Below are 17,274 nucleotides of genomic sequence, written 5' to 3'. Positions count from 1 at the left end.
GCTCGATCCGCGCAATGCGCGCTGCGGGGCAGGTCGCAGGCACTATGGGCTCACGAATGGGCTGAACGGCATGCGTTGATGGTGACGGGTTGCGGCCTTCCGGCGAGCTGACCTCTGGGTGCCGGTCGATCACGATACCTACCGACTGGGCACCTACCAATCGTCTAGGAACCGACTCCAGCGAGAGATCAGATTTTCAGTCGCCGTGATCGTGATCGCCATGGGCGTCGTTCAATGGCGCAGCGGATGGGGCCGGGGCTCCTGCCGGCGCCGGCGTCGGCGGCTCGCCGCCAGGCACGCTCACCGGCGGCGAGATGACCGACTCTGGACGACCGCCATCGTGGCCATCGGCATGCTCGGCACTCGTCCCAGGATCACTACCCTCCTCCGGCTCGGCGCTAGTGCTGTGGTGGTCACCATCTGCAGCCTCGGCGGCCGTCCCATGGTGACCACCGGCTGCGCCTGCTGGGGCGTGATCACCGTGCCGCAGACCTGAAGCAACTCCCACTGTGGACGCCAGCGCCACGACACTGACTGCGCCCATGAGGACCATCGCGTTGCCGAACACCGGTACCGGCTCTCCTTGCAGGCCGCGGTACCACACCCAGCCGGCGCCCATCACGACATAGATCTGAAGCAGCAGTGCACAAAGGTCCGCGGCCTGCACCACTTCGGCTTCCCCCGCATTAGGGCCGAATGGTGCCCCGGCGGTCCTGGACAGGGCCCAAAGAGCAATGGCTCCGAGGTTGAGCATGATGCCGGCGGCAAGCACGGGGATCGTCGTTCGGGCCAGCACAGCCCGCGCCCATATCAATTGGAAGAGCGCGACCGCAACGAAGAACAGGCCCGCCGGCATCCACTCCTGCCAGTGAGCAGGCACAACGGCGAAATGGATAAGAGAAGCGCCCAACGAGGCCAGCGCGGCAAGCCGAGCAGCCAGTCTGCTGTCGGTCTTCCTCGCTGTCCTAGGCGCCACGGAATCAGGATGACAGTGCTTTCCCCGAAGCGGTTGCCTGACGCCACATCTCAACCCGAACGAGATTCATCTGTCACCGATAGGTATCGGCGTGCTCGCATGCCACTTTCTGAGAACCCGCTTGCTAAGTCTCGACCACTGCTGATCGGCCCTCAGTTATCCGTACTGACCGTGCGACACCTGTTCCGAGCTTCCTTGATTGATGCTTCCGCGTGCAGTTGCGTACCGCGCAGGGGCGACCGACTACTATCTAGCTCCGTAGATGTTCGCTATGCTGCGTACGCGCCCGCGACCGCCTACTCACATCGCGCGGAAGGACCACCCAATATGCGTTTTCGCGTCGTCATGGCGGTACTCGCCTGCGTGACTCTTCTCGGTTCCGCAGCTACTCTCGCGCCGCCCGCAGTAGCGGCGATGCCGTGCGGACATCAGTTCGGCTCGCCTCAACAGCTCACCGATGCGGGGGGTGCAGTCGTCCAGGAGTGGGTCATCTCGGATCTGCGAGAGTCTTCGGTCGCCTTGCCCGGATACACTGCCCGCGGTCAAGTCTGGGAAGCTTCGGCCACCGTTCGAGCCGTCACCGGCACGGTGACTCCGATAATTCCGAATCTGTACACGGTCACCGCAGACGGGCAGCGTTATCCCGTCTTGTGGCAGATCGCCAGCCCACAGGGCCTTCCGGCTACCACCCTCGGCCAGGGCCAAGCCTCCAGCGGGGCGATCTACTTTGATGCAGTTGGCCCACAGCCCATGGCGGTGGTTTACGACAATGGCGCTCCTACGCAGCTGTTTTGGTGTTGCACGGGCTCCATGATGATGATGCCAATGGAGAAGTGTCCGATGTGCGCCGACATGCAGCGCGCCTGCCCCCACTGTCCCGGCGGGATGTAGCCCCCGAGGACCTGACAGGGACCCATTAGCCTTCACCGATCGCCGCTAAGTGTCGAAGCTATCTCCAACCGATCCGCCTAACATCCTGGGACGTAACTATCCGACCAGCGTGGTGCCCACCACAATGGTCCTCGACCGCCAGCACAAGGTCGCGACGGTCTTCCGCGTGGCGCTACTAGCCGAAAACATACGGCCTCTGCTAGATCGGCTGACCACCGAGCGCTGACAGCTCGCGGGAGAGCTGCCCTGCGGCGCCTAACGTCACGGATCGACGATGCGTCGGTGCGCGCAAGGATCCCAGGTTCATAAAGGGACCGCGGGCCCCGGTGCCGCAGTGGGGTCTCACCGCCGGGCGGCAGCCTGACCTCGAGTGATGGCGGTCGGCGTGTATCGGTGAGCCTTTTTGCGAGTTAGCGTGACCAGCTGGGTCAGCAGGATGCCGACGACGATCGCGGCCAGCACGCCGGCGAGCTTCTGTTCGCCGAACAGCGGATACACCTGGTAGTGCGTCAGATAGATGAACAGTGACGCCTCGGCGATCACACCGGCAGTGACCGTGAAAGCGGATGGGCAGCGAATGGCGGGCAGCCAGATCAGCAGCGCCAGCCCGATGAACACCAAGGCCTCGCGGTTGGGTTGGCCGAAGTACCCGACGATTCCGATCGCGAGGACCGCGGTCACGGCGAGCCGCTGCCACACCGTCGACGACTTCGAGGCAGCCCAGCCGATGGCGAAGAACCAGAACGCCAGCATGGTGAACCAGGCGGCCTTGCCGAACCCGATGCCGAAGACGTCCCACCGCAGGGCCATGCCCAGGGCCAGGAATGCCGCCGCAACGCCGAACGGCCACCGGCGTTCGGCGCGGTCACCCCACCGCGTCGCGCACAGCAGCGCCAGCCCGACCAGAACCCACACCAGGAACTCGACGAACCACAGCCGCCCAGCTGTCATGCTGTCGCCGGGGCCCAGGAACTTGTTGGCCAGCAACACATTCGAGGCTGCGTAGTCGTCGGTGACCAGCAGCGCGAATGCCACCCACAGTATGGCAGGCACGGCGATCCACCCGATGGTGTTGACCAGGTGACGCACCCGGGTGGCGCGCGGCAGGGGGGTGAGGCAGAAGCGGCCGAAGTTGTATCCGGCGACGCCCAGCAGAACGTGCGCGCCGCCCCACAGCACCCACAGCTCCGCGTGCGATCCGGCGACCAAAACGATGGCCGCCGCACGCAGCGCCACGCTGGTCTCCAGGGTTGTTCCCCACCGCCGGCGGGTCTTGCGGGCGGACTCCAGCTCGCTCAGCGGCAGCCGCTGCCAATCCGCAGGCAGGTGCCCGAGCGCGCGTTCGAGCCGCACCGACATGGCGACGTAAGACAGCGAGTTGCCGCCGAGGTCGACGAAGCTGCTGCGGGGATCGACGTCGGCCGTGTCGATCTGCAGCACGTCGGCGAACAGACCGCGCAGGTCCAGGCGGGCATCGTCGGTCGTCGGCTCGGCGGCCCGCTCGCGCAGGCTGCGGTAGTCCGGCTTGCCGGTGGGCAGTCGGGGGATCTCGTCGACGTCGACCACCCGGATCGCGGCCCGGGGCAGCCCCGACGCGTCGGCCGCCGCGGCAGCGACGTCGGTGTCCTCGGGACAATCGGCGGCGCCCACGAGCAGCAGGCCGTCGCCGTCGGTGCAGATCGCGGTGACGCCGTCGGCGTGCAGGGCCGACTCGACGCGTTGCAGGTCGATGCGCAGTCCGTACAGCTTGACGAACCGGTCGCTGCGCCCGACCACCTCGTAGAGGCCGTCGCGGCGCTGCCGGGAGATGTCGCCGGTGCGCAGTTCGTCGATCCCGGCATCAGCGGCGAGATCGGCGGCGGTGTGGGCGTACCCCATCATGACGTTGGGTCCGCGGTAGAAAAGATCGCCGGTTCCGTCGGGCATTCCGTCGACCGGCTCGATGCGGAACGACCCACCGGGGATCGGAATGCCGATCGACTCGGGATGGTCGTGAGCGAGTTCCGGCGGCAGGTAGGCCATGCGCGCGGTGGCCTCGGTGGCGCCGTACATGACGAAGAATCGCCAACCCGCGCGCCCGCCGAGGTCGGCGAGCCGGCGCACGCGATCCGGGTCGAGCCGTCCGCCGGCCTGGGTGACGTAGCGCAGGTCCGGCAGCGACATCGCCTCGAAGCCGATCCGGTCGAGCAGTTCGAAGGTATGCGGAACACCCGCGAACGACGTTGCGGCGCGCTTCCGGAACACGTTCCAGAAGTCGTCGTCGACCACGGACAGTTCGGTGAGCACGACTGCGGCTCCGCGCAGCAGGTGACTGTGAATCACCGACAGGCCGTAGCAGTACGACATCGGCAGAGTCGTTGCGGCCCTGTCGGTTCGGGTGATGTCGAGATAGGTGGCGATCGACTCGGCGTTGGCGGCGAGGTTGAACCTGGACAATCGCACCAGCTTGGGGGAGCCGGTACTGCCGGACGTCGAAAGGAGCAGGGCCAGGTCCGGGTGGAGTTCGGGGGTGGTCCGGTGGCGTGGGCCCTCGGTGACGACGCCGTCGGTGACGATGGTGTCGGGGCGGTAGGCGTCGACGACCGACCGGTTGTCACCGCCCGCGGGCACGGGCAGCACCACGTGGTGGCCGGCGAGCGCACCGAGGTAGGTCACCAGCGTGGGCAGGTCGTTGCGGGTCTCGAGCAAGACGAGCTTGCGGCGTGCGCCCAATTCGGCGGCCCGAGCGGCGACCTGCGTCGCGAGTTCGGCGTAGGTAACGGCCTTCTCGGCGGTGACCACCGCGACGGCGTCGCCGTGGCACGCAAGGTGGTCAACGAGCCGCTCGAACATCACGGCGCGGTCATCGCCCGTCGCGCGGGCGGTCGCCGAACACCACGGCGGCACCGGTGACGTGGATGCGGACCTTCGCGTCGACCGCGGGCGGCGCGACACTGTGCTGGCGGACGGTGATCGGCGCGGCGTCGCCGCCGAGGTCCACGGTGAGCAGGACGTCGTGGCCGCGGAACTCCGACGCCAGAACCGTCGCCATCCCGTCGCTGCGGTCGTCGTCGGAAACTGCCGCCGCCTCCAATTGCTCCGGGCGGAGCATCAGCGTGCCACCGCCGTCGGGTACGGAGCCGCGGACGGGAAGGCGGCCAAGCGCCGAGGTAGCGACCCCGCCCGTCACCGTGCACGGCAGCAGCACGCAGTCACCGAGGAATTCGGCGGTGAAACGATCGTTGGGTTCTCGGTAGACCGCCTGCGGCGTACCGACTTTGGTGAACCGGCCGTCGCGCAGCTCCAGCCTGCGCAAACAGGAGATGCTGCATCACCTACATAACGTCACAGTGACGAATTAAATGGTTCACACTGGACCTCGAAGGCGCGGAGTGTCCGCCACTATCAGGTAGTTCTGGACTGTCGGTCGTCCTGTCCGGCGCAGTCAGACAGTCATGGATTCAGAGTCAAAGCCATGGATACGCGGGCCGAAGATCCGCAGGTGCACGGGCAGGGACCTGGGCGGGTGCCACTGTCAGATAGTTCTGGAACGGAGGGCGAGAAATCGGACAGCTACCAGGTTTTCCCGGATTACTCCCAACTAGTTCCGGATCGGACAAGCCGCACGTAAAGTGCGCCCGGCCGGACCTTGCCGCTGGTAAGCGTTGTGCCGATAAGCCACATTATGTCACCTTAACCGCGTATTGCATCGGATGAATCATCACCCACCCGCGCCGAGCAGCAGGCGGCTGTCGGATGACGACTTATTTGAGACTTTGACACCCTAGTTGAGACTCAGTGACAGATAGTTGAGACCGTCGGGTCCGTCAGCTTGTCGTACCCCTGCAATATTGTCTGGCTCATGTCCAGTTGCACGTCCGTGGAGTCATCGGCGCAGATCGGGATCGACACGGTCTCGTGGATCACCGCCGAAGGGAACGAACGATCGGCTGCGGTGTCGCCCGCCTTGCTTCATGAGCATTTCCACCGAGCTCTGCCCTGGCGTTCCGGCGTCCAGTTTCAGAACCGGCTGAATCGGCATTCGCGACAGTATGTCGCCTCGCAGCGCACACATGTGTGGTGCGAATCAGGCCTGGAGGCCGAATCCTTACTGTCGCTGGACTTCGACGGCCTGGTTCGCCAGATCGCCTCGCAGCCCATGAAAATCAGCTTCGCCGACGGCTCGACCCACTTCCCTGACGAGCAATGATCAATACCTGTGGATGAGGCCCGAGGAGGCGGCCTGAAAGTGGGCGCACCTTCCCGAGGATGATCATCACGGAATCAGGTATTCGATCAAGACCGGCGTTGGCGCGCTGGTTGGGAAGGTACGCCCATGCTCACCGTAGTTCACGATGCCGAGGAGGCCAACGGCGGCGAGGCCGGCCGGTCGTTGTTGGACGAGATCGTCCGCGACGGGGCCCGGCAGATGTTGGCCGCTGCACTGCAGGCCGAGGTCGCCGCGTACGTAGCCGCATTCGCTGATCAGCTCGACGAGAACGGTCACCGACTGGTGGTCCGCAACGGCTATCACCAGCCGCGTGAGGTGTTGACCGCGGCCGGTGCCGTGCTGGTGAAGGCGCCGCGGGTCAACGATCGCCGTGTCGACCCCGATTCTGGTGAGCGGCAGCGGTTTTCCTCGGCGATCCTGCCGGCCTGGGCACGCAAGTCTCCGCAGATGAGTGAGGTGCTGCCGCTGCTGTATCTGCACGGCCTATCAACCAGCGACTTCGGGCCCGCACTCGAGCAGTTCCTCGGCTCGGGTGCCGGGTTGTCGGCCACCACGATCACCGGTCTGACCGCGCAGTGGCAAGACGAAGCCCGTACGTTCGCTGCCCGGGACCTGTCCGGCAGCGACTACGTCTACCTGTGGGTCGACGGCATTCACCTCAAGGTCCGCCTGGACCAGGAGAAGCTGTGCCTGCTGGTGATGCTCGGCGTGCGCGCTGACGGCCGCAAAGAGCTCGTGGCGATCACCGACGGCTATCGGGAGTCATGCGAGTCGTGGGCGGATCTGCTGCGCGACTGCAAACGCCGCGGCATGACCGCCCCAGTGCTGGCCGTCGGCGATGGCGCGCTCGGGTTCTGGAAGGCGGTGCGGGAGGTATTCCCGTCGACCAAGGAGCAGCGCTGCTGGTTCCACAAGCAGGCCAACGTCCTGGCCGGGCTGCCGAAGTCAGCGCATCCGGCCGCGCTGGCGGCCATCAAGGACATCTACAACGCCGAAGACATCGACAAAGCTCAGGTCGCGGTCAAGGCCTTCGCGGTTGCCTTCGGCGCGAAGTACCCGAAAGTGGTCGCCAAGATTGTCGACGACCTCGATGTCCTGCTGGAGTTCTACCACTACCCCGCCGAGCACTGGATCCATCTGCGTACCACGAATCCGATCGAAAGTACCTTCGCCACAGTGCGTTTGAGAACGAAGGTCACCAAGGGTCCGGGATCGCGGGCCGCTGGATTGGCCATGGCCTACAAGCTGATCGACGCCGCGCAGGCCCGCTGGCGGGCCGTCAACGCCCCACATCTGGTCGCCCTCGTCCGCGCCGGAGCGGTCTTCCACAAAGGCAAACTGCTCGAACGACCCACCGACATCACCCCACCGACACCACCGTCAGACGGCGATCAGCACACCGAAACGGAGGTCGCCTGAAACACCCCGATCCACAGGTATTGACAATTGCTCTCCCTGACTTCTTCGCCACGCTCCGCAGCGGCGACCAGGTCCTCTATGACGTCAAACCATCGGGTCGCATGACCGATGCGACGACGGTCGAGCAGTTCGCGAAGACGGCGGACGTATGTCGCATGGACGCGGTCGCCCGGCTTCTGATGCTGCATGCGCGCACGCTACAACGGCAGCTCGCGGCAGCGGGGACTTCGTTTGAACAGATCGTCGATGAAGAACGCCGCAACAAATCACTGCGCCTGTTGGTCGGCACGGAACTGCCGATCGGGCAGATCGCCGCGATGATCGGGATGAACGAGCAAGCGTCGTTCACTCGCGCCGCGCGCCGCTGGTGGCAGACCACCCCGTCGCAGATGCGGAAACGCCGCCGCTAACTGTTTGTCATCAAATGACAATTGAATGTCGTTCAGCGACAAATCTGTGGGCCCTGGCCGCGCGAAAGTTGACCCATGACTACACGCGAAACCGTGCCTCGGCCGGCACCGCTTCCAGCTCACGTCGACGTACTCGTCGTCGGCGCCGGCCTGTCCGGCATCGGCGCCGCCTACCGGCTGCAGACCGAATGCCCCGACCGTTCGTACGTCATCCTCGAAGCCCGCGGGGAAGGCGAGCCCGGGGCACTTCTGGCCCGACGCCCTTCCTCGTATGGCGTCACGTGACCGGAGCCCTCTGGCTCGGCACGACAGTGGCCTGCCTGCCGCCGACCGGGAGATGGTCGCGGTATGCGAGCGTCGCCGGCGGGGCAATGACCGCAGATGACCAGCGTGCGCAGGGCGTCATGAGCCGGTTCTGGAACAGCGTCCGGAACCGGTTCTGGGTGGTACCGCTGTTCTTCGCGGCGTTGGCGACCGCGCTCGGGCTGGGGCTCGCCGCGCTCGACGACCGGCTCGAGACGTCCTTCAGCGTGCCGTTCCTCTTCACCGGTGGCCCCGAAGGAGCCCGGGCGGTCCTGTCGGCGATCATCACCTCGATGATCTCGTTCACCGGCCTGGTGTTCTCGATCACGATCGTCGTGCTGCAGCTGACGAGCAGCCATTTCTCGCCCCGGGTGCTGAGGTCGTTCCTCCGCGACTGGGTCAACCAGATCGCCCTCGGTGTCTTCGTCGCCACGTTCGTCTACGCGCTGGTCGTCCTCCGCGCGGTGCAGGGCACGGCCGACGTCGACCCGTTCGTCCCTCAGCTCTCGGTGACCGCGGCGTTCGCGTTCGTCCTCGCCAGCGTGGTCGTCTTCCTGATCTACATCGACCACATCGCGCAGTCGATCCGGGTGGCGACGATCATCACCAGGATCGCCCGGGACACCCGCGACCTCCTGGAGCGCCGCTTCCCGGCCGCCGCCGAGCCACCCTCACGGCTGCCGGTGCCGGCCACCGGTGGCCGCCCGGTGAGCGCCGACCGGCCGGGCGTGGTGCAACGGGTCGACGAGGATGCGCTGGTCCGCGCCGCCGACGAGCACGGAGCCACCATCTTCCTGGTGCGGTCGCTCGGTGAGTTCGTGCCGGCGGGCGCCACCCTGATGGAGGTCCACGACGCCGAGGTTCCCGACGAGGACTCCTTGCGTGCCGCGGTCCGGCTGGGGACCGAGCGCAGCCTGGAGGAGGATCTGGGCTTCGGCCTCCGGCAGCTCGTCGACATCGCGGAACGGGCGCTGTCGCCCGGCATCAACGACCCGAGCACCGCCGTCCAGGTCCTCGACCAGCTGCACGACCTGCTGCGCCGGCTGGCCACCCGTGAGCTCCCGCCCCGGCAGGTGACCAGGAACGGGCGGCTGCTCCTGGACGTCCCAGAGCCCTCGTTCGCGGACTACCTGGCCCTGGCCATCGACGAGATCGCGCACTGGGGCGAGGATGCCGAGCGAGTGCAGCGCCGCTTGCGGGCGATGCTGGTCGACCTGCGTGACGCGGCGCTCCCGCGGCATCGTCCCAGGATCACCGAGGCGCTCGAGCGCATCGGCGGCTCTGTGCCGTCCGACGAGCCGCCCGCGTCGGACACCGGGCTGCGGTAGCGGTCCACGCGGGTCGGTCCAGCCAAAGGCTCACGATCCTCTATCCTGGCCACGGTGGTGCACCACCGATCGCGCTCCCACGGGGTCACCCACGTGAATCATCGCGGAGAGACCTGAGCAGCTCAGGACATGTCCGGATGGGGTGCGGGGAATGACGCCGACTCCACTGCACCGGCACGCCGACACCGGCGGACGAGAGGACATGACATGTCGTCGAAGGACGAGAAGAACCTGGCACAGGTGATCGACAAGATCGAGAAGATGGACGAGCCGCGGCGCTCGACGATGCGGCGGGTGCACGAGGTCATCATGGCCGCGGCGCCCGCGCTCAAGCCACGCATCTGGTACGGGATGCCCGCCTACGCGAGGTCGGCGAGCACGCCGGTCCTGATCACGTTGCGCAACGACGAGCGGATGAACCTCGCTCTCACCGAGAAGGCCCCCTTCCGGCCGGCCGGCGGTGACGAGGGGCAGCTGATGCCGGCCGCGTGGTACTTCGAGACGGTGGACGACATCACCGAGAGGCGCATCGCCGAGATCGTCCGCTCGGTCGTCGACTGAGCGGTTTCGCTCCCGTCCTCGACCGACGGGCCCTACGGTCACCGCATGGGATTCCTCGACAAGCTGCGCGGCGGTTCGGACAACGCCATCACCCTCGACGTCCGGCCGGCGGAGGTGGCGCCTGGGGACGAGGTCGCGGTCCGGTTCGAGGTCACCGGGCAGCTCGACGCGAAGGCCCGCGGCGTGCGGGTCGCGTTCGAGGCCACGGCGAGCTACAAGGCGAAGGTCACCCGCACCTACGGGCCGTCCGAGGACGAGAACGTCTCGACGGTCGAGGAGTGGCAGAGCTATCAGCTGCACCACGAGGAGCGTGAGCTGCCGGCGCAGGCAGGTCCCGGCGAGCTGACGTTCAAGGGTGCCGGCGGACGCGCTCCCGAGCTCGGCCGGCGCCGTCACCTGGACGGTCTCCGCCCGCATCGACCGGGAGCGGGGGATGGACAAGGTCGTCCGCCAGGACGTCGCCGTGCGGCACGGCGCCGACGGCCTGCCGGTGGCACGGGCGCCGCAGCAGCACGAGGACGGGCTCACCCTCGACGAGCTGCCGGTCGCGGTGCGGGCCGGTGAGGCGCTGACCGGGACGCTCACCGTCGCCGTGCCCAAGGACGTGAGCGTCACCGCCGCCCGGATCCGCCTGCACCGCAGGGTCACCTACACGGCCGCCGCGATGAGCGATGGCAGCATCTTCGGTGACGGCGACGCGCTCGACGCCTACACCTTCTCCGGCGACGGCCACATCAAGACCGACCTGAAGGTCGCAGAGGTGGACCTCGCGGGCAAGCGCGAGTTCCAGGCCGGGACCGTCGAGCAGCTGCCGTTCTCGATCGAGGTGCCTGTCGACGCCGGCCCGACGACGGCGCACCAGTACGCCCGGGTCGAGTGGCGCGTCGAGGGTGTGCTGGACCGGCGGATGCGAGGCGACCTCGCCGTCGAGACGCCGCTGGTCGTCCTCTAGCCTCGACGTTTCGTGAAATAGGCTGTTGACACGACCTGTAATGCACGGAAGTGCCTGTCCTGTTTGAGAAAATGTGACTTGTCTAGGGTCCATGTTCACAAAGCGGGAAGGCACTCCGTAGGTGAAGCGTAGCGCGGTTCGTTCTCTGCTGGTGGATTCAGGTCGCGAGTCGTTGGTCTCGTCGGCCGGCGGGCTGCTGTTGGCTCGGACGCTGCACGTCTCGGGAATGGAAAAGGCCATGTCAGAGGTCTTGAAGCGGTGGCGGGCACCACGAACCCTGCACGACCCGGCCAAGGTGCTCACCGATGTCGCGATCGCGGTGGCACTCGGCGGTGACTGTGCCGCCGATATCGCGGTGGTGCGTGCTCAGCCCGAGCTGTTCGGGGCGGTGGCTGTTGGCCGTCGCTCAGGATGCAGACGATGGCGTCACTGTGGATGCAGACGTGATTTCGGGGGTCGGTCTGCATTGTGACGGGGTAATCGTCGCGGCGACGCGGTGGTCGTCATGGTGACGACTGTCGGCAGGCATGGTGATGACGCCCCCGGCGGCAGCGCGGGGACGTCGGAGGGTCAGCCGGGTGGCGCCAGAAGGCGGCCGCGGGTGTACATCCCGATCAGGGTCCACGGCGGCTCACCGAGGGCGTAGCGGCGGCGGTCCCAGTAGGCCGCTGCCGACAACAGCGACAGCGCGTGGTGCAACATGTTCCCTCGGTAGCGCAGCGCGGTGAACGTGTCGGGGTCCAGGTGTCAGTTCTCATCCGATCTGAAGCATTCTCATTTGATGTGACACATCGGCGCGCCTTTCTCATTTGATCTGATACAGCCGGTACCGTTCTGGGCATGTCGATGCTGGCCGGTGATGCTGTTGCCGCGGGCCGGTGCGATGCGGTGTTTGAGGTAGCCGACGTGGATGGGACTTCCCGTCTTCCATTGGAGTTGGCTCATGGGATCCGGTTCGATGTCGATTGCGAGCCGGTGCGGTCGTTTCCGTCGTTTCGTGGGCAACGGAATTTTCCTGGGCTGTGGTGGTTCGCGACGACGCGCCGGCACATCGGTTATGAATCGTGGGTTGAGCGGGATCAGCTGATGGCATTGGATGCTAATCCTGAAACCGTTGGCGTTGCCTCCCAACCTTTTCGGCTGCGATGGCCCGATGGCCGTCATCATGTGCCCGACTACTACGCTCGCAGATCCGACGGCACGGTCGTGATCGTCGATGTTCGTCCCGATGACCGGATTCCTGAGTCTGATGCGGAGTTGTTCGCCCGCTCGGAGGTCGTGTGCATTGCGGCCGGCTGGCAGTACCGGCGCGTCGGTGTATTGGACCCTGTGCTGGCGGCGAACCTGCGGTGGCTGTCTGGGTACCGGCATCCGAGAGCGTTGCGACCTGGCGTGGCGGCAGAACTGTTGAGCTGTTTCGCCCGCGAGCAGCCCCTTCTGGAGGGCGCGACGGCGGTGGGCGACCCGCTGGTGGTGCTGCCTGTGCTGTTCCATCTGCTCTGGCATCGACGCTTGGTGGTCGATCTGTCCCGGACGGTCCTCGACGATCGGACGGCAGTGAGCGCGGCAGCGTTATGAGTTCGCTTCGAGGCGGTGTGATCCGTGAAGGCGATGAAATCCGTCTAGGTTCACGGGTTTTCACGGTCGCAAGTCTGGCCGGAGGATCGGTACGGCTTGTCGACGCTGTTGGTGAACGCACAACCGTTCCCCTGTCGATGGTATTGGCCGATTCGACTCTGGAGGTTCTGGCGGGGTCACGACCGGTGCTGTGGTCTGTTGAGGCGCTCGAAGGTGTCCCCGAGGAGGTCGCTGATCGCGCACGATGGTGGGAGCAGCACATCGTTGAGGTATTGACCGGGCGCCGACCCGAAAGTCCGCCTGGGCAGCCAATCCGGCCAGAGTTCGATCCGGCGGTCCGATCCCTTCGCCAGAGGGAGCTGACCAAGCTTGAGGAGCTTCGAGCAGCCGGTCACGATCTGGCGTTGATCACCCTGCAGCGTCAGCGATCTCGCTACGAGGCCAAAGGTCTTCTGGGATTGGTGGACGGCCGCTATCTCGCCAAACGTCCAGTGTTGGGCCGTGTCGATGAGCGTGTCGTTGCCGTGGTCCGGCGTCTGATCGACAACGAAACTGAGCTATCAACCGGCACGGTGAGCAGACTTCAGCGCAAGCTGGAGAAGGCGCTGTTGGCCGAATACGGTCCCGACGACGCCCCGAAGGCCCCGTCACAGGCGACCTTCTACCGGCTCGTCAAACGCCTGGAGGAAGGCAAACACACCTTCGGTTCCGCCCGTACTCGCAGGTCATTGGCCAAGCAACCCGACGGCCCCTTCGGCACGGTAACCGCGGCCCGTCCCGGTGAAATGGTGGAAATCGACTCCACCCCGCTGGACGTGCGGGTGGTCCTTGACGACGGTGTAGTCGATCGGGTGGAGCTGACCGCCATGGTCGACAACGTCACCCGCTCGATCCCGGCGGCAGTTCTGCGGCCCACCACCAAGGCCGTCGATGCCGCGCTGCTGTTGGCCAAGGCGCTGACCCCAGAGCCGATGCGCCCGGGTTGGTCCGATGCGTTGCGGTTGTCACGCTCGGTGTTGCCGCATCGGCGTTTGACCGATATCGATCAACGGCTCGCCGATGCCGCGGCTCGCCCGGTGATCGCTCCCGAGACCATCGTCTGTGATCACGGGAAAGCGTTTCTCTCCAAGACATTTGAGCAGGCGTGCTGCTCACTGGGCATCAACCTGCAACCCGCTCATCCGGATCAGCCCACCGACAAACCGAAGGTGGAACGCACCCTGCAGTCGGTGGGTACATTGTTCGCCCAGTATGTCGCCGGGTATGTCGGTTCCAGCGTGGAACGTCGCGGCAAGAACGCCGACCAGGACGCAGTGTGGTCGCTGGTGGAACTGCAGGCGTTGCTCGATGAGTGGCTCGTCGCGGTGTGGCAGAACCGTCCCCACGACGGACTACGTGACCCGGTGACCCCGGGCAAAGCGCTGACGCCGAACGAGAAGTTCGCGGCCCTGGTCGAAGTCGCTGGTTACGTCCCGGTGCCTCTGAGCGCTGATGCTTACATCGAGTTGTTGCCCGCGACGTGGCGCACCATCGGCTCAGCGGGTATCCGGGTCAATCACCGGACCTACGATGCCCGGGCATTGAACCCGTACCGGCGAGTCGACTCTGGGGTTCGTTCCCGCAACGGCCGGTGGGAGGTTCATTACGACCCCTATGACGTCTCTCAGATTTGGGTTCGCAATCACCACGACGACGGTTGGATCACCGCGACCTGGACCCACATGCGCACCGCTGCAGTGCCGTTCGGGGACACCGTGTGGAAACAGGCCCAAGCGATCGTCGCCGAAAGGGGCGCAGATCCGGTGACCGAAGCCGAGATCGCGGCGGCGGCCGACGCCCTGCTGGACCGTGCCGAACGCGGCCCCGACACCCAGCAGGACCCGCCAGCAGCTCGACGCGCAGCCGCCAGGGCCCGATCCATCCCCGAGCCGTCCTGGCCACACCCCAGTGTCGAGGGCACCAACCAGAACCAGGAACCGTCTGAGGTGAGCACCGACAGGCCAGCGAACTCCGACGATGACGATCTTGCTGATGTCATCCCGTTGCCGGTGTTCGACGCACGTAAGGAGGCCGAGCAGTGGCATTGGTGAGTCCGATCAGTCAACTCGAGGAGCGCCGGCAGCCGACGACAACCCTGGAAGGGTGGCGACGGTTCATTGACGCTGACCGGCCTGAATTCACCTTGCTGCCCGACCAAGACTGGTCCGATCTCGACGATGCTGATCGGATCGCCTACAACGAGGCCAGGGTGGCCCACCATTCCGAGCTCGTCGTGGTGACCACCTCGGCGATCCAGAAGATCACCAACGAGGGTCAGCTGCTCACTTTGCTGAATCAACGCGAGATCGGCGCCCGGCGAGGGCTGATCGTCTCCGGTGGCGCAGCCACCGGAAAGACCACGGCCATCAAACAACTCGGCCGGTTCCACGAACTTCGGATCCGCACCCGTTACTCGGACAAAACCCGCATCCCTGTCGTCTACGTGACCGCTCCACCGAAGGGCTCAGCACGCAAGCTCGCAATGGAATTCGCCCGCTTCCTCGGGCTTCCACCGGTACGACGGATGAACGTCACCGATATCGCCGACGCGGTGTGCCAAGTGCTCATCGATGCGCGTACCGACATAGTGGTCGTCGACGAGATCCATAACCTCAATCTCGATACCCGTGCCGGAGAAGAACTTTCCGATCACCTCAAGTACTTCACCGAACACCTGCCCGCGACCTTCGTCTACGCCGGCATTGACGTCGAACGCTCCGGAGTGTTTACCGGTACTCGCGGCCGCCAGCTTGCCGGGCGCTGCGGTGTCATCAACACAGCGGCCTTCCCGTATGGGCAGGAGTGGCGGGCTCTGGTCGCCGCGATGGAGGGAACCCTGCGACTGCACCGACACGAGCCGGGCACGCTCGTGCGCCAGACGAAACACCTGCACCAGCGCACCGGCGGAATGATCGGAAGCCTCGCCCACCTCATCCGCTCGGCAGCCATCCGGGCAATGCTGGACCACACCGAACACATCGACCGCGAGGGCTTGGACAGCGTCCTCATCGACTACGCGGCTCAGGCCTCAGCCCAACGCAGCGCCGGATAGCAGTGATCACCGACTGGCCCCGACTCCCACCACGACCACTTCCGCAGTCAGTCACCGCATTTCGCGATGAGACCGTGTACTCCTTCACCACCCGACTCGCCCACGCCAACAGAATCCCACCCCAAAGCCTGCGCGACTACGCCGCACGCGAGAGCCATTACGTCGACCCTGAGCGCCTCGCCCGCCTCAGCGGCTACCCACGACATGTCCTCTGCGCCCGACTGCGGGGCCTGACCGCTGATGAACGTGATCTCACCCGCCAGCGGGCACGTGCCCGCCCGATTTGCCGGTACTGCACAGCACGGCGAGGGGTGCCCCAGCCGGTCCATTGCTGGTTGCCCGACCACCTCACCGTCTGTCATCGCCACGGCCGCTGGATTGGCCCCTCCGCCCAGCGATGGGACGATCAGATGTCACTGAAACACCATCCAGCTGTTGCCCGATCTGCCAGGGCACATCATGCCCTGGCCAAGCGCAATGCCCCCGACATCGTTGAGCTAGCGATCAACGACGCATCACGTATAGTGCTGCGGCAGCGCCGATTCCGACGGGATGACGGTCTCGGTGATAGCGCGGCCACCGGTATCGCATTACGGGGGCGATGGGCCAGCATCTCAACGGTCAACCTGCACATCGCCACCTACGTCGAAACAGTCCGGATGGCCGCAGTCATCATTGACCAGCGGCCAGCATTGTTGAACCGCACCGGCGATCCCAGTGTCGCCCGCGTAGCTCTCTTGGCAGCCGCGAACGCAGTGTTCGGCGCCGAGGATGAGACGGCGACCACCGCGGCCCTCGACGGCTGGCTGAACAACCAGCAGATCATCCGGAAGTCCCGCGATAAATCAATGATCGTTCATACCTGATGCAAAAGTCTTTATCTTGCAACCATATTCGTAGGAAAACCCATTGCCAGCCGACCGTGAGGCATACGTAGATGGAAATACTAGACGAGCTAGAAAGCTAGGCCGCCGATCAGGATGACAATACCCAGTCCGATCAGAACAATCGGGAACAGGATGTGTTCCCATCGTTCGAGGATCTCCGCGATCGGGCGGCGGGTGGCAACATATCTGGCGATGACCACCAGCACCCCGACGAGAAGAAGGAAGACGACGCAGTAGGCCACGACGGCTGCGTGTCCGACGCTGAGGAAGACCGGGACGTAGACGCCGACGTTGTCGCCGCCGTTGGCGAAGGTCACGCCAGCGACCGCCCAGACGCTGACGGTCTTGCCCGCAACCTTCGCGTCACCATCATCGTCACCGTTTCCGCGCCAGGCTTGCCAAGCCGCCTTCAGTCCCAGGGCGAGGGGGATGAGTCCGAAGAACGGGATGACGTCGGGCGGCAGGAATGCGCCCGCACCTAGGGTCACGAGGACGGCGGCGCCGAGAATTCCAGCGAATCCCAGGTATTGGCCGGCGGTGATCCGGGAGGTGGTCCCGCGTTGTCCTGCGCCGCGGGCGAAGAACAGTGAAAGCACGATGATGTCGTCGATGTTGGTGACGATGAACAGCCCGATCGCGGGCAGAACCGACGACAGGATCATGGGTGT

General features: G+C 65.6%; 16 protein-coding genes and 5 pseudogenes. 16 read left to right on the top strand and 5 right to left on the bottom strand.

The annotated features are described in order from the left end of the window. Positions 1–196: 196 nt before the first annotated feature. Positions 197–976, bottom strand: coding sequence for a hypothetical protein (locus tag KXD97_RS24165; RefSeq protein ID WP_260752960.1), 780 nt, complete (start codon positions 974–976; stop codon positions 197–199). Between KXD97_RS24165 and KXD97_RS33205 the strand changes: the two genes are divergently transcribed. Together KXD97_RS33205 and KXD97_RS24155 are read left to right on the top strand one after the other, a co-directional pair. Continuing rightward, positions 890–1,867 carry an MPT63 family protein gene (locus KXD97_RS33205; RefSeq protein ID WP_313901324.1) on the top strand — a complete coding sequence of 326 codons (978 nt, stop codon included), beginning with the start codon at positions 890–892 and terminating at the stop codon, positions 1,865–1,867. The two genes, KXD97_RS24165 and KXD97_RS33205, sit on opposite strands and share 87 nt — an antisense overlap. An 85-nt stretch (positions 1,868–1,952) precedes the next feature. Then, positions 1,953–2,093 (top strand): annotated as a pseudogene (locus tag KXD97_RS24155) (TlpA family protein disulfide reductase); the annotation flags it as partial. Positions 2,094–2,209: 116 nt separating this feature from the next. Here the strand turns inward: KXD97_RS24155 and KXD97_RS24150 are convergent. Both KXD97_RS24150 and KXD97_RS24145 read right to left on the bottom strand, forming a co-directional pair. Further along, complete coding sequence (locus KXD97_RS24150) at positions 2,210–4,699, bottom strand: AMP-binding protein (RefSeq protein WP_260758133.1); 2,490 nt, start codon at positions 4,697–4,699, stop codon at positions 2,210–2,212. A 10-nt stretch (positions 4,700–4,709) separates the two neighbouring features. Next, positions 4,710–5,147 (bottom strand): annotated as a pseudogene (locus tag KXD97_RS24145) (TOBE domain-containing protein); the annotation flags it as partial. Between the two features lie 579 nt (positions 5,148–5,726). Here KXD97_RS24145 and KXD97_RS24140 point away from each other — a divergent pair. The 9 genes and pseudogenes from KXD97_RS24140 to KXD97_RS24100 form a co-directional block, all read left to right on the top strand. Beyond that, positions 5,727–6,056, top strand: a complete 330-nt coding sequence (locus tag KXD97_RS24140) for a hypothetical protein (RefSeq protein ID WP_260752958.1) — start codon at positions 5,727–5,729, stop codon at positions 6,054–6,056. 126 nt (positions 6,057–6,182) lie between these two features. Next, positions 6,183–7,496 carry an IS256 family transposase gene (locus KXD97_RS24135; protein ID WP_260751868.1) on the top strand — a complete coding sequence of 438 codons (1,314 nt, stop codon included), beginning with the start codon at positions 6,183–6,185 and terminating at the stop codon, positions 7,494–7,496. Positions 7,497–7,597: 101 nt separating this feature from the next. Continuing rightward, positions 7,598–7,906, top strand: a complete 309-nt coding sequence (locus KXD97_RS24130; RefSeq protein WP_260752957.1) for a helix-turn-helix transcriptional regulator — start codon at positions 7,598–7,600, stop codon at positions 7,904–7,906. Positions 7,907–7,981: 75 nt separating this feature from the next. Continuing rightward, positions 7,982–8,131, top strand: a pseudogene (locus KXD97_RS24125) (NAD(P)-binding protein); the annotation flags it as partial. Between the two features lie 146 nt (positions 8,132–8,277). Then, positions 8,278–9,537, top strand: coding sequence for a DUF2254 domain-containing protein (locus KXD97_RS24120; RefSeq protein WP_260752954.1), 1,260 nt, complete (start codon positions 8,278–8,280; stop codon positions 9,535–9,537). Positions 9,538–9,744: 207 nt separating this feature from the next. Continuing rightward, complete coding sequence (locus KXD97_RS24115) at positions 9,745–10,098, top strand: DUF1801 domain-containing protein (protein WP_260752952.1); 354 nt, start codon at positions 9,745–9,747, stop codon at positions 10,096–10,098. A 45-nt stretch (positions 10,099–10,143) separates the two neighbouring features. Continuing rightward, entirely contained in the window at positions 10,144–10,662 is a 519-nt protein-coding gene (locus KXD97_RS24110) for a hypothetical protein (RefSeq protein WP_260752950.1), read from the top strand. Then, entirely contained in the window at positions 10,589–11,050 is a 462-nt protein-coding gene (locus KXD97_RS24105; protein WP_260752948.1) for a hypothetical protein, read from the top strand. The genes KXD97_RS24110 and KXD97_RS24105 overlap by 74 nt, the downstream gene beginning before the upstream one ends. Positions 11,051–11,171: 121 nt before the next feature. Continuing rightward, a pseudogene (locus tag KXD97_RS24100) lies at positions 11,172–11,444 on the top strand (transposase); the annotation flags it as partial. A gap of 176 nt (positions 11,445–11,620) precedes the next feature. Here KXD97_RS24100 and KXD97_RS24095 read toward each other — a convergent pair. Further along, a complete protein-coding gene (locus KXD97_RS24095; protein WP_260752946.1) occupies positions 11,621–11,752 on the bottom strand; it encodes a hypothetical protein in 132 nt (43 codons plus the stop codon). A 144-nt stretch (positions 11,753–11,896) separates the two neighbouring features. Between KXD97_RS24095 and KXD97_RS24090 the strand changes: the two genes are divergently transcribed. The 5 genes and pseudogenes from KXD97_RS24090 to KXD97_RS24070 all read left to right on the top strand — a co-directional run bounded on the left by KXD97_RS24090 (position 11,897) and on the right by KXD97_RS24070 (position 16,585). Beyond that, a complete protein-coding gene (locus tag KXD97_RS24090) occupies positions 11,897–12,628 on the top strand; it encodes a TnsA-like heteromeric transposase endonuclease subunit (RefSeq protein WP_235718637.1) in 732 nt (243 codons plus the stop codon). A gap of 137 nt (positions 12,629–12,765) precedes the next feature. After that, entirely contained in the window at positions 12,766–14,718 is a 1,953-nt protein-coding gene (locus KXD97_RS24085; protein WP_036372924.1) for a Mu transposase C-terminal domain-containing protein, read from the top strand. After that, a complete protein-coding gene (locus KXD97_RS24080; RefSeq protein ID WP_011891572.1) occupies positions 14,706–15,719 on the top strand; it encodes a TniB family NTP-binding protein in 1,014 nt (337 codons plus the stop codon). Before KXD97_RS24085 ends, KXD97_RS24080 begins: the two co-directional genes overlap by 13 nt. Positions 15,720–15,721: 2 nt before the next feature. Then, positions 15,722–16,078, top strand: a pseudogene (locus tag KXD97_RS24075) (hypothetical protein); the annotation flags it as partial. 51 nt (positions 16,079–16,129) lie between these two features. Next, positions 16,130–16,585 (top strand): hypothetical protein, encoded by a 456-nt coding sequence (locus KXD97_RS24070; protein ID WP_232491329.1) that lies wholly within the window; start codon positions 16,130–16,132, stop codon positions 16,583–16,585. Positions 16,586–16,674: 89 nt separating this feature from the next. Here the strand turns inward: KXD97_RS24070 and KXD97_RS24065 are convergent, their stop codons facing one another. After that, on the bottom strand, positions 16,675–17,268 hold the full coding sequence (locus KXD97_RS24065) for a cadmium resistance transporter (protein WP_011894055.1): 594 nt from the start codon (positions 17,266–17,268) through the stop codon (positions 16,675–16,677). Positions 17,269–17,274: the final 6 nt, after the last annotated feature.

Source organism: Mycobacterium sp. SMC-8 (genome assembly GCF_025263565.1).
Taxonomy (GTDB): domain Bacteria; phylum Actinomycetota; class Actinomycetes; order Mycobacteriales; family Mycobacteriaceae; genus Mycobacterium.
The sequence above is the reverse complement of the archived record's forward strand: the minus strand, read 5'-3'. Positions and strand labels throughout refer to the sequence as shown.